The 12,793-nt window shown below is 55.1% G+C and carries 8 protein-coding genes and 1 pseudogene; 8 read left to right on the top strand and 1 reads right to left on the bottom strand.

Annotation, left to right across the window (positions count from 1 at the left end):
- From NDI72_RS18990 to NDI72_RS22130, 3 genes are all read left to right on the top strand, one after another.
- Window positions 1-1,114 (top strand): AAA family ATPase (locus NDI72_RS18990; protein ID WP_283801409.1); only part of this gene is annotated, 1,114 nt, incomplete at its 5' end.
- 186 nt (window positions 1,115-1,300) lie between these two features.
- Window positions 1,301-1,642 (top strand): DUF6634 family protein, encoded by a 342-nt coding sequence (locus tag NDI72_RS18985; RefSeq protein ID WP_283801408.1) that lies wholly within the window; start codon window positions 1,301-1,303, stop codon window positions 1,640-1,642.
- Between the two features lie 82 nt (window positions 1,643-1,724).
- Complete coding sequence (locus NDI72_RS22130) at window positions 1,725-1,850, top strand: transposase (protein ID WP_502888429.1); 126 nt, start codon at window positions 1,725-1,727, stop codon at window positions 1,848-1,850.
- 583 nt (window positions 1,851-2,433) lie between these two features.
- Here the strand turns inward: NDI72_RS22130 and proA are convergent.
- Window positions 2,434-7,242 carry an anti-phage protein ProA gene (gene proA, locus NDI72_RS18980; RefSeq protein WP_283801407.1) on the bottom strand — a complete coding sequence of 1,603 codons (4,809 nt, stop codon included), beginning with the start codon at window positions 7,240-7,242 and terminating at the stop codon, window positions 2,434-2,436.
- A 375-nt stretch (window positions 7,243-7,617) separates the two neighbouring features.
- Here proA and NDI72_RS22125 point away from each other — a divergent pair.
- The 5 genes and pseudogenes from NDI72_RS22125 to NDI72_RS18960 all read left to right on the top strand — a co-directional run.
- Window positions 7,618-7,761 (top strand): annotated as a pseudogene (locus NDI72_RS22125) (hypothetical protein); the annotation flags it as partial.
- Between the two features lie 124 nt (window positions 7,762-7,885).
- A complete protein-coding gene (locus tag NDI72_RS18975) occupies window positions 7,886-8,110 on the top strand; it encodes a GNAT family N-acetyltransferase (protein ID WP_283801406.1) in 225 nt (74 codons plus the stop codon).
- A 728-nt stretch (window positions 8,111-8,838) separates the two neighbouring features.
- Entirely contained in the window at window positions 8,839-9,432 is a 594-nt protein-coding gene (locus NDI72_RS18970) for a hypothetical protein (protein WP_283801405.1), read from the top strand.
- Complete coding sequence (locus NDI72_RS18965) at window positions 9,429-11,690, top strand: TnsB C-terminal domain-containing protein (protein WP_283801404.1); 2,262 nt, start codon at window positions 9,429-9,431, stop codon at window positions 11,688-11,690. Before NDI72_RS18970 ends, NDI72_RS18965 begins: the two co-directional genes overlap by 4 nt.
- A gap of 22 nt (window positions 11,691-11,712) precedes the next feature.
- On the top strand, window positions 11,713-12,783 hold the full coding sequence (locus tag NDI72_RS18960) for an ATP-binding protein (RefSeq protein WP_283801403.1): 1,071 nt from the start codon (window positions 11,713-11,715) through the stop codon (window positions 12,781-12,783).
- Window positions 12,784-12,793 lie beyond the last annotated feature (10 nt).

The following is a 12,793-nucleotide window of genomic DNA, read 5'->3' as shown; positions in this document are numbered from 1 at the left end:
CCGGGAATTACTGAAATCCGTGGCCGGGAATTACCGAAACCCGCAAAATGCACCGGCGATCCTCTTCATCGATGAGATGGACAGCGTTGGGGATAGGTCTCGCTTGTCAGATCACCATGCACATTACAACAGGGAAGTCACAAACGGCCTACTGGAATGCCTTGATGGCGTGGGTGGACGGGAAGGCGTAGTAGTCATTGGGGCGACAAACTATCCTGAGCAACTGGATACAGCATTGATCAGACCAGGGCGTCTGGACCGAATTATCCGTATCCCCCTCCCCGATCACGATGCTCGAACGGGAATTCTCAAATGGCATTTGAAAGGCAATCTCGTCGGGGCTGACCTCAATGAGGTTGTTGATGGGACGGAAGGATACACCGGTGCCGCCCTGGAAAAGCTGGTACGCGATGCACGTCGAATTGCACGCCGTGCAAGGCGTGCAATGACAGTCGATGATCTGACAGCATCCCTCCCCCTTCGCCTAGCCCTTACTGAGCGCCTACAACACAGACTAGCCGTTCATGAAGCAGGTCATGTTTTGGTGGGGCATGTACTTAAAGTCGGCCGCTTGGTGGACGTATCGATCGCGACCTCCCTGACACTCGATGATCGCGACCAGCAGAGTGGTGGACAGACCCGTTTCTCGTACAACTCTTCCCCGACGATGTTGAGATGCGAGCTCTTAGGCGAGATCACCACAATGCTCGGCGGATTGGCAGCGGAAGAAGTGCTGTTGGGATCTCGCTCATCAGGAGGCGGAGGCCAGGAAGGAGCAGATCTGCACATGGCCACGCTCTGCGCCTTGAATATCGAGGCATCCTTTGGACTGGGAGACCAACTCAGCTACCTGCTAGCTGCAAACGAAACTGAACCACTGACTTTGCTGCGACAGAACCTCGATCTTCGACAGCGGGTCGACAAACTGCTGTCCAACGAATTCAATCACGCCAAGAGTATTGTATCTACTCATCGAAACACTGTTGAGTTGATCGCAACCGAACTGCTCCAAACACAAAGCCTTACCGGAGCCGATGTCGAAGCGATCATGCAGCAGAGCTTAGTCCAGTGTCACACCGCACAAGAGTTCACCCAAGAGGTTGACCATGTGTAGCGCTACCGGGGCCCGTTGTAGAGGCGTGGTACACTTACTCCTCATGAGGCTTGAACTGCTGGTGACACACGGACCACTGATACGCTGAACTGACAGGCGTTCAATCCACTTCTTAGAATTCCAATCCATCATTCAATGACTCACGTCAGCTTCGACCACGCAGGTCAGCTGGCGCAGGAGACTCTCATGATTATTGTATCCGAAGATCAATCACACGCTTTCGACATGACGTTCGAGATTAATCGGCTACGCGGCCTTGCCAACGACCTCGAACAGATCCTCAACGGTAAGAAACCGGACGAAACGGAACTCTCAAACGCTCCGTTGATCGAAGGCTGGACCTTTGTACTGCGGCCTGTAGGTTGCCTGACAGGCAAAGTCACAGGGCACCCAGGCATCACTCAAGGAGATCAGGGCGTCACAACTGAGGTATTTGCTTTCGCGCCTGCTGATGGGTACGTACGCACCCTATCCAGATACTACCGACTAGGATCACCTGAGGGTGTGCCACCTGACAACGCACCATAAGGCCACTGTTGGCACTGAGAGGTAGTGCGAGTTTCTGAGACAAGGCATATGATGGATCGTCCGATGAAAAGTACGATCCACCATGAAGAGACGCAGACGGTTTACGGCCCCGTTCAAGGCCTACCTTGCGATTGAGACGATCCGTGGCGAACGGGCGGTTTCGGAAGTGGCAACGAAGCACCAGCTTCACCCAAATCAGGTGACGTAGTGGCAACGGTAGGCAATTGAGACCCTGATTAAGGCATTCGACGACAAGGTTTCCGAAGTGCAGGTCGGTCGGGAGGCTGAGGTGACGAAGCTGCATACCAAGATCGACCAGTTCGCCGTCGAGCGGGATTTTTTTGGCCAAGGCCATCGATCGCTGAGCCTGAACCGGAGGAGAATGATGATTGCCCTCGCTCACAACGGGCTCCCGATCCGTCGACAGTGCGAACTGATCCTAATCTCACGGACGTCGCTCTACTGCCAACCGGCGGGCAAAACGCCTGAGAACCTCGAACTGATGCGCCTCATAGACGCGGCGCTCATGAAGACACCACGGTATAGCTCGAGACAGTTGACTCGGCCCCCGCGGCGTCAAGACTGGTGGGCCGGCCGCAGGCGGGTGCACTGGCTGATGCGCAAGATCAGTTTATCCCGACCTGCCAGGCACCGAAGAACAGAAAGCCACATCCGCAGCACCGCATCTATCCCTACGGGTCTCCAAATGAAGAGCGCTTGCCCGAATCTTTCTCAGGATCTTCAGACCGGACTGTCTCATCACGTTTAATATGCCATGATATGCGCATTTTTCACGCCTGCATCGTTTTCTCTTCCACTGCCGCCGAGCCGCCGCTGGAGGCACTCGTCAGAAATCCGTTTACCTCCTGGATCAAACCGGTGTGAGCTGCATTTTCTACCGACCGCTCAATGGTTGTACGAAGCTGCGCGCTCGTCGATGCAAACCCGAACAACCGCGCAATAGCCGTGATGAGTTCCTCCCGACTGGCTCCGAAGTTCACTTCCAGCACTGCAACGGCCGCGGCCTGGATTTCGGACGGCGGCAGAGCTTCCGGTCGCCTTAGCGACTGAGACATGACCGCTGAACGATCTCTCACGCGGATTTGCTGGCCTGGTACGGTATAGAATTGCCCGTCACCATTGATTTCCCCCTGCGACTTAGCTGCACTGATCCCCGCCAAAACGGCGTCCCGAATCCGATTACCCGCGCGTGCCAACCCCCACGCCGATCGTATTCTCGTGACGATCTCGCTCTGGTGAAGTGGCCCTTCTTCCTTGACTACCTGGATTGCGTAACGTGCCATTTCCGATACGGAAATTTCATGCGGCTCGCGATCGGTACGGACCGCTAGTGAGGATTCCTCGTATGGAATTGCGAGAAGTGGCTCTTCCGGCGACACGTGTGCGGTGATCACGTCGACATCTGCTTCAGTATGCGTGGTGAAGTGCAATGGCACGGCCTGCCGAGGCTTTGCCAGACCGTCATCACGGCTCCGCCATTCTGCCTTCGCGCTCTCGATCGCTGCCGATACCTTGGCCAATTCTTCGTTGGGGCGGAGATACCAGTCCGTCGACCAAATTCGATGAATGATCCATCCATGGTCTTCCAACACTCTCTGCCTGAGACGATCACGTTCTCTCGCCGACCGGGATGAGTGGTATTGTGCGCCGTCGCACTCGATACCCAAAATAAAACGCCCCGGCTTTTCAGGGTCGGAGATGGCGAGATCGACGAAAAATCCAACCGATCCGATCTGGGCTTTCACATCATGGCCAAGCGAACGAAGTTTGTCGGCCACCTGTTCTTCGAAGACAGAGTCCGGCCCATTGCCGGTCTCTTCTGCAATGCCGAATTTGCCCGTCTGTGCAAATGTAAGGAAGAGCTTGAGTGCTGTGACGCCTCGGCTGCGGACCCGATCAAGGTCGATGTCGTCCCCCGTTATGGAAGAGAAGACTTCGCACCGAAGTTTGGCCCGTGAGATCAACACATTCAGGCGTCGCTCACCACCTTCGGAATTCAGAGGTCCGAAGCTCATCGCCATGTAGCCGGTGCTCGTCCTTCCGTACCCAACCGATATGAAGATAACGTCGCGCTCGTCTCCCTGAATATTCTCGAGGTTCTTGACGAAGAAGGGCTCGGTGGAAGCCCGGTTGAAGAAGTCTTCCGTTTCGGGATGAGCTCGGCGAAGAAGCTCGAGTTCCTTCAGGATCACCTGACGTTGAGCCACCGAGAATGTCGCAACACCCAGAGAAAGCTCGGGCCGCTCCGTGGCGTGCCTGATTACAGCTTCAGCGACGGCCTTGGCCTCAACTGGATTCGTGCGCGTGTTTCCACGGTCGTAGTGTGCATGCGGAAGGTAATTGAACTTGAGCCCCATCCCTGCGACCGCGTCATATGGGCTCGGAACGATAAAGAGCTTATTGTCGTAAAACTCGCGGTTCGACACTGCGATCAGGGATTGATGCTTGCTGCGGTAGTGCCAATTAAGCATGCGGTACGGCATTCCCTTGGCGAGGCAGAGATCAAGGATCGACTCCGCATCCCGGGCCTGGAATGTGACACTGTCATCGTCCTCTTGCTCGTCAATTTCGGAGGTGAGCTTCGCAAAGAAGCGCGTTGGCGGGAGCTGACGCTCGTCCCCCACGACGACGACCTGGGCGCATCGGGCGATCGCCCCCAGTGCATCGATCGGTTCGATCTGCGAAGCCTCGTCGACAACCAGAAGATCGAACGAAATTGAGCCCGGCTTCAGGAACTGAGCGATCGATAGTGGACTCATCATGAAGATCGGCTTGATTTGCTGAATGACGGGTCCGGCCCTATCGAGAAGCTGACGTATGGGTAGATGATTGCGCTTCTTCGCCAATTCGCCATTGAGAACACCGAGTGGACCGATACCGCCGTTGCTACGAGGCAATTCCGTTGCATGCAGGGCAACGATCTGCTCCCGGGCAAGCGACATGCGGGCAGCCTCCAACCCGCAGAACGTTTCCACCAAGCGGGAATGTAGCTCGCCGTCGAAGCGTTTGAGGTCAGGTTCACGCGCAAAGAAATCAGTTCGAAGTGCCTCGAAATATGATCTTTCTAGCGTCGAGACCAGGGTATCCGCATCAAGATCGCCGCGAAGTACGCCGTCTACAAGACTTTGGAGGCCGAGTGAGGATGCGATTCTACATCGGTCGTAAAATGCAGTCCACTTAGTGACGCCTTCGATATTATCACTCCAGAGGTCCAGTCGCTGTGCGAGGCACTCGATCTCCGCAGACGAGAAATTATCAGCCGCCAGAGACTGCTGCATATCCAGCTCCAGGAACTTCTGCAATTCGCTCCACTTCTTCACATGCCGTGTCAGCAGCTCCGATAGCTCACGCGAAATCTCAACTTGGCGCGGCAGGTCAGTCGCCTGAGCCAGATACTTGAGAATGTCCGGCGTTAAGATACCTTCATTTGCCTGCCGCCATTCCACCACAGCGCGGGCCCGCGCCCAATCCGATCTCTCGCCGCTCCACTGCGTTCCCAGCGCCGAAACGCCCATTGGCTCAAAGTCATTGAATTCGCGCAGAGCAACCTGTGCAGAAAGCACAGTGTCTACCAGCGCGAGTCTGGCGGATAATTCCTTCGGCAATGGCTGTTTCATGTATGACTTCAGCAAGGCAAGCCGCGATCGATACTCGCCGCTAAAAATCCGGAATATCGACGCCCCCTTCGCTGCTAGCACGGATCGGCATTCTGCCAGCGATGAGGTCCAAACCGTCTCCACAAACGAAGTGCCTACCGTATCCCGCAGAGACTTGAGTTTGCTACCAGCCTCAACCAGCTCTGCGATCCGCCCCGGTTGCTGCCATATGGGGTCCGCGAATGCTTCCCGGTTGAAGTCCGGGACTGAAGTGATCGCCCGCAAAACCCTCACCAGAGCCACGAGATCGGAGAAGTTATTCGGCCCCTCGATATTTAGACGACTGGATGCTTCCAGAGAAATAGTCCGAATGCGTTCAAAATCCGCACGCAACTCGGCGACACTCCGGCGCAGTTGGTCGATCTCACCTGGATCGAGAGCTTCCCGACGCACGCCGTACCAAGGATGTTCTACAGGTCGACCAATGGAACCGAAGCGATCTCTCAGTTCGCCACAGACATCCAGTCGTTTTTCATAGTCCAGAGGCGTCCAATTCTCTGGGGCAGCGAGCGCAAATCCCGGAAGTCCACCTCCTTCACCGACGCGGACGAGGTGCCCGATAAGCTGGTATGGCGTCATGCCGCAGGGTTCATGCACACTATGCATAGCATCTGCATGATTGTTGAGCCCGCTCTGAGCTTCCTTCAGGCGCGTGACGACGGTGGCATCACTCTGCGGGACCCGGCCCGCTAAATCTTTCGTTCTGCGGAGCTCTTCAAGAAGCGCACGCTTGTTGGATTTGTTCGAATGGAGTTCCAGGGTCAGCGGTCCGAGCCCCGCATCTCTCAACCGCCGATGCACCACATCCAACGCCGCCATTTTCTCCGCCATGAAGAGAACCTTTCTGCCCTCCTTTGCCGCAGCTGCGATTATGTTGGTGATGGTCTGGCTTTTCCCCGTCCCAGGCGGTCCTTTGACGATGAGATGGCCGCCTTGCGCCACTTCTTCGATGACAACCGCCTGTGACGAGTCGGCATCCACAACATGATGGGTTTTCTCTGGTGGAATATATGGATCGATGCGTCCTGTATCCGGTATAATCGGTTCGCGCATCGGGAACCCATCGCCCAACAGGCCTTCAACAACGGCGTGCCGTTCAAGAGGCTTCTCTTCAGGCCAGTTGTCCGGATCAAGATCGCGATACATCAAGAACTTGGCAAACGAGAAAAAGCCAAGAACCATCCCGTCCGGCAAAACCGACCAACGTTCTTTGCTCGACACCGCCTCGGTAATCTTCTCGATGTAGCTCGCGATATCGACTTCTTCCTCATCGGCCAGATCCGGCAGCTTCAGACCGAACTCAGCATTCAACTTGGCCTGAAGTGAAAGATTGGACGATGGTGGCTCTCCACGCCAACGAAGCGTAAATCGATCGGCAGCACTTGTGCGGTCAAGTTGCACGGGAAGAAGGACGATGGGAGCATGGCGCTCGATGTCTGAGTTTTCAGCATCGAACCACCGAACAAGCCCCAACGCCAGATAGAGGATGTTGACGCCCTGCTCTTCCTCGAGCGTTCGAGCATCATACCAGATGTCGAATAGCCGCTTTTGCAGCCCTTGCGAAGTCAACCGTGTCTGCAGACGTGTGTCCGTGTGGCGGCGCGCTATGCCGCGTTCATCCACCTCTTCATCGTCATCGGGCTGTGGAATGCCGCCGGTGATGTCATCGGCCTCATCGAGTTCTGCCTTCTCCTCCTTTGTAAGCTGTCGTCCAGGGAGAAATGTGAGTCCCTTTCCTTCAACCAAAAGCCGAAAGATTTCAGTCGACTTTTCATCGACGATCTCGACCGTTCTTATATTTCTCGAACGCAGCGGGATGTTGACCAGACGATTCCGAGTGCTCAAATCGAGCAAGATACGACGATCGGCAAGAAGGCGATCTTTGATCGAGTCTGCTGCGTCGACCGCACTGTGGTTGTCCATGAAATCCCCCGCCCCCAAGAGTGTCGTTTCAACCTTAGCCACCTCGGCGGTCAACGCAATGGCGGCGTGGTCCGCATGTCAAAGCAATTTGGCGCTCCGACCTCTGATGGTAGCATCCGGCTATTTGTTTTAGACGGCAATCTCTGGAACGCCCTGCTTTAAGAATACATTACAATATATATTTGCTTATTGCCGATTAATTGCTGCGGGGCTGAGGGTGTGCACCAGCAAGGCAGGAAGGCCAATGAGACATGTCACGAATGGCTCTATAAAACTTGGAGCCCACAGCTTAACTACAGAAGGGATTGTCGCGCCTCCCCCGATCTCAGGGGATGTGAAGTTAGAGTCTTCTCAGCAAGATGAGCGAGATTCACCGAGGCGCAGATCATGGGCATCCTGCGTCAGATGGAGAGCGGCGTGCTGGTATCCAAGCTGTGCAGAGAATACGGCATGAGCAGCGCCACGGTCTACATTTTGCGCTCAAGTAGAGTGGGATGGACGCCACAGCCTTACCAGTGAGATGAAAGCCAGGGCGGAAGAGAATGATATGGCCAGCTCAACGCCGAGAGTTCGCCGCAAAGGCGGCGGTTATGAAGGGCGTCAGCATTGCGCTTGCATGCCGGATATTTAATCTATCAGAGCCTTGGAAATACTTGGGATCGGGCACGGATCAGCATTTATCGAAGCAAGAATGAAAGCACTGTTCGAAGCAGGCGCACCCGTTATCGCCACAGATCCGAACCCAGCCAATGAACGAGCCATTGCCGTATATAAAAAACTGGGCTTCAAATCGTCCGGGTCCCCTCAAAATACAAAATGGGGTCTGATCTTACCAATGTTCGCGATGCGCAAAAATGAACACCGATGAATACAAACTTCACTTCACAAAAATGTCAATCAAAATAAAAACGCTCCATTACAAAATTAGAAAATTTAATTCAAAATAACTCTTATTACATCGCATAAACGAAAGAATGGTTTTGTCAGAATCAGAAACCGGATATTTGAGCCATACTACCACACAATAGTTCGTTGCAAATTTGCAACAATCTACCTAATGAGTGCAATCGTTGGGTACTGAGATATTGATCTCCTCCGCATAGGCTGACATAAGCCGCATCCCGATGCACCCATCGGCAAACACAGGACCGGAACAACATGATCATATTCATATCGATACGTAAGCGGGACGACCGCGCGGCGACAGCCTAAACATCGGTGTGAATTCATGCCGATGTTCAGCATCGGTGTCCGGATCGTCCTTTCGAAAAGCAAGATCATCAGCTTTGAAAGGACAGCAAATGAGCGAACGACTTTTTCTAAATCACCTGCATGACCGTCGTGCGGGCATTGCCTTGGCGTCGGGAAACATTCCCACGACAACGAGCTTCCTGCGCCCTGACCACGTGTTCATGGGCCGCGTGATCGAGACCGAGGGAGGAGGGTGCGAAATATCGTGCCGTCCGCACGGACCATGTTTTGAGCATGACCCAAGTTTGGGTACCGCCTGGAGAATCTAAAGCTTCTCGACGTTTCGATTGGAAAACCAAGGCATCAACGCGCGCAAGCGTGGCAAACGTCGCATCGAACCGCTGCATGATCGCAGAAAGCCTGCTTGAGGCCAAAGCGATGACGGTCCTATTGGCTAGACGCAATGTCCTGGAAGTCTGGGAACAGCCAGAGCCGGTCTGGTTCGTCGACCATGACGGCGTGAAACGCAAACACACGTTTGACCTGCTCGCGCAGTTCGATGACGGCTGCCGAGTAGCCTATGCGGTAAAGCCTTACAGCCGTGTAAGACGAACCGGCCTCGATCTCGAGATTGAGTTGATCCGGCAGCAAAGTCTGGCCCAGATTGCTGATAAGGCGGTCATCCTCACGGAGAAGCAGATCTCCCGTGCACGTGTGTACAACGCTGAACAAGTGCTCAGAGCACGGCAAATGCGCAATGAACAGGATTGCACAGAGCTTCGCCGCATCGTCTCCGACATCACAGGCTCAGTGCCGGTCCACGCTCTACTGAAAGAGACGCCGGATCCCGGCCTCGCAAGGACAGCCTTCTGGTGCCTGATCGATGACGGTGTCCTCGAAGCTATCAATCGAGACCCTCTGCACACGCGCATCTGTGACCACACGTTCGTACGCGTGAACCACGATGTGCTTGCCGCACAAAAAGGAGATTTCAAATGAGCATCGCTGAAACCATTGCACCTGTTGGAGCGACCGCTCCAGTTGTTCCCGTTGTTCCCGTTTATCGTTTCGGTCGGCAGGATCGTATTAGGATCGGAAAGACAGCGTATATGTATGATGGGGGCAATTCCAATGGACATTTCTTCCGCCGCTATGACAACTCGGACCTAGTCGAGCATTTTTCGCATGAACGCGTCTACCGCAAGTTCACGGATGGCGAACTTCTCGTCGACTGTAACTGGTTTAGCGGGTCTGACGCGCTTGTTCGCTCCGGCCACAGGGCACATCCGGTTACTGATCTGAGCAAGAAGGCCCAAGACACTATCCTCTGGCGACATTCTCTGATCCACGATTTCTTCCGCCACGAAGCCGAAGGCCGATACTCTCGCTCGGATGAAAGCCTCACCAAGTACATGCATGTACGGCAAAAGGAACTCGATGATGCCGAGGCGTGCGCAAAGGGCAAAAAACCTCGCGGAGGGACCAAAGAACTTCGGCGAGCTCCGGTAACGCCTCGCACATTCCGTCGCTGGCTGAAAAAATACGAGCAAACCGGGTTTGACGCCTGTTCTCTTCGAGACGAATACCGCTATCCCGGCACGCGTCCGTCCCGTTTCACAGCTGAGGAAACTGAGATCCACCGCAGGTGGGCTGCGAGGTACGCCAGCTCTAACCAACCATCGAAGGCCACCCTGTTCAGAGACATGAATGCGGAGCTTGCTTTGGAGAACAAGAAGCGTGAGCTGAATGGCGAGAAAGCTCTCCGCTCTCCCAGCCGGCGCACCTTCGAAACGATGATCGACAAACTCGACCACTTCTTCGTGCTGGCCGGAAGAAAGGGCACGGACTACGCGACAAATAAACTCCAGATCACCCAGTCAGGCGTCAACGCCGAACGTCCTCTAGAGCGCGTGGAGATGGATGAGTACCAGGTAGAGTTGATGACGATCCTTATGGATATCGGCATCTGGAACACTCTTTCCAAAGAACAAAAGGAAGCGGTCAAACCCGCGCGCGTCTGGCTGTCGCTCGCAATTGACGCTGCCACTCGGTGCATTCTGGCAATGCGGTTTATCGCCAAGCCACCGTCGGCCGAGTCGTCCATCGTTACATTGGAGATGGCGGTTCATGACAAACAGTACATCGCAGATGCAGTAGGGACCCACACGCCTTGGGAAATGCACGGCAGGCCGGAAAACGTCTACACGGACGCCGGCGCTGCCTTTGTAGCCAATTCTTTCAAGGCGACGGTACTGGCGCTGACTGGCAACGCTGTTATCCCAGCTTCCGGAAAGCCATACCTGCGGGGGACTGTGGAGCGTATGTTCCGGACCATTCGACAGAAGTTCCTCTCTTGGTACACTGGTCAGACATTTGCGAACGTCGTGGTCCGGGGTGACTATGACTCGGAAGGCAACGCGTCTATCTCCGTGGAGGAACTGAACCGCCTTCTCGTCCGCGCCATTGTGGATGCCTATCACAATACGCCGCATACGGGACTTGCAGGCGAAACGCCCCGCAATGCGTGGCTCCGCAAAACAAAGCAAAACCCGGTCGCCAAACCGCCAGATGTCTTTCAGCGTCGGAGCATTTTCGGGATCCAATGCTCGTGCAGGATTGGCAGCAAAGGCGTCCGCTTCCTGGGGATCCATTACCAGTCACCGCTGCTCCAAAAGATCCGGGCCTCGAAGGCAAAGCCCTCCGTTCAGATCCGCGTGAACCGCTTCGATCTCGGCGAAATTTCGTTCTGGCATGAGGAGACCGGCGGATGGGCTGTGGCCCGACCACGTTTCGAAGGTTTTAAGGGCGTCAGCGTGTGGGAATGGACTGCAGCAGTCAGACACCTCACCAGTATCCACGCCAAAAATGCCAGTGTTTCCCAAGCAGTAGTGGCCGAGACCATCACCGAATGCCGAACCTTCGGCGAAATGGCTGTCCAACGCGCAGAGCTTGGCTCACCAGTGATGAACACTGACGACCTCAGTGAAGCCGACCGGAAGCTCTTCCTTACATTCGAGATGATGGAAGACGGCGAGGTCCACACACCTAGGGGCAGCGAAGTCATCACCCTTCCGGAGAGAAGTCGAGAAGACCGGCCAGCCGATGACCTCAATCCCGATGATGATGACGTTCGCGCTGCCCCTGTAGTGCGGGAGCCGCAACCATCCCCTTACGAAATGCAAGTTGAATCCTACGCCGATGACGACGACGGATCCAACGAAGCCGATCGCACTGACGACTGGTCGTTCGATGACTGATAAAAGAGAAAGGAACTCAAACATGGAGACGTTGGAGCACCCCCATTTTACAGAAGACGCCGCAGAGGCACTCAACCGTCTGAGATCGGCAATGCCCGACGGATCACGTGAGCGGGCAAAACGCCTTGCAAAGCTGCATTCGAAGCACGTCTCCACTCCAAGGGATGACGCTCTTGCAACTGAGATCGAGATGCTAATCCAGAATGCCGCCGGCTCGCAGGACAGCGTACGCCGTGATGGGTCGGCGCTGGTGGTTATCGGAGATTCCGGGGCGGGGAAGACGACTCTTCTCAAACGCATCATCGCGGACAGACCCGAATTTGCGCCCTATGAGGACCGCTACGGCATCTCGACATCTCCCCTTATCAGCGTCGTTGCCCCCTCCCCTTGCACGCTTAAGCAATTGGGCCGGGAGGTACTCAGAGCGCTAGGATATCCCCTCTCCCGAGAAATCAAAGAGCACATGGTGTGGGAGCTCGTCCGTCAGCAGATCCGGATTCGTAAGGTGATGTTTATTCATATCGATGAGATGCAGCATGCGGTGAACACGCTGAACGACAACGAACAGCAGAAGCTGTCGGATACGATCAAGAACGTCATGCAGCAGCCGGACTGGCCTGTGTCGTTTATCCTGTCTGGTATTCCGACACTCGCCCGCTTGGTCTCATCCGATGTGCAGCTTATGCGCAGATCCCGCATCTTCGAATTCAGTAACCTGGAATTTGCTAAACACGCCGCCTCCGTACGAAGGATGATCGAACACATGGTCACGAAGCATGCCGAAATGCAGCTCGCCTCGGCCCTGCCAGACGAGTTCATCCACCGCCTGCTCCACGCCGCTTACGGCCGCTTCGGCGTTGTAATTCAGATCGTCCGCGGCGCGATCGAGCAAGCGATGTCCGATGAAGCTGCAGGCGAACAGGTGAAGGCAAGACATTTCGCGGCGGCTTACAGCCGCTTCTCCGGTTGTACGGAGGACGAGAACGTTTTTCTTCGCACCGACTGGCAAATGCTACAGCCTTCGGCGGCTCTCGTCCGAAATCGTCCGACTGAAGGAGGCACCCCTGCCTTGAAGCGCCCCAGCAAGTTTTGAGGAGACAGGT

Origin of the sequence: Nitratireductor sp. GZWM139 (assembly GCF_030068685.1) — a bacterium.
GTDB lineage: Bacteria > Pseudomonadota > Alphaproteobacteria > Rhizobiales > Rhizobiaceae > Nitratireductor > Nitratireductor aquimarinus.
The sequence above is the reverse complement of the archived record's forward strand: the minus strand, read 5'-3'. Positions and strand labels throughout refer to the sequence as shown.

Excerpts from the sequence above, each read along its gene's own strand:
- NDI72_RS18985 (WP_283801408.1), top strand. The coding sequence starts at position 1,301 with ATGATTATTGTATCCGAAGATCAATCACACGCTTTCGACATGACGTTC.
- NDI72_RS18960 (WP_283801403.1), top strand. The coding sequence starts at position 11,713 with ATGGAGACGTTGGAGCACCCCCATTTTACAGAAGACGCCGCAGAGGCA.
- proA (WP_283801407.1), bottom strand. The coding sequence starts at position 7,242 with ATGGACAACCACAGTGCGGTCGACGCAGCAGACTCGATCAAAGATCGC.
- NDI72_RS18970 (WP_283801405.1), top strand. The coding sequence starts at position 8,839 with ATGATCGCAGAAAGCCTGCTTGAGGCCAAAGCGATGACGGTCCTATTG.
- NDI72_RS22130 (WP_502888429.1), top strand. The coding sequence starts at position 1,725 with ATGAAGAGACGCAGACGGTTTACGGCCCCGTTCAAGGCCTACCTTGCG.
- NDI72_RS18965 (WP_283801404.1), top strand. The coding sequence starts at position 9,429 with ATGAGCATCGCTGAAACCATTGCACCTGTTGGAGCGACCGCTCCAGTT.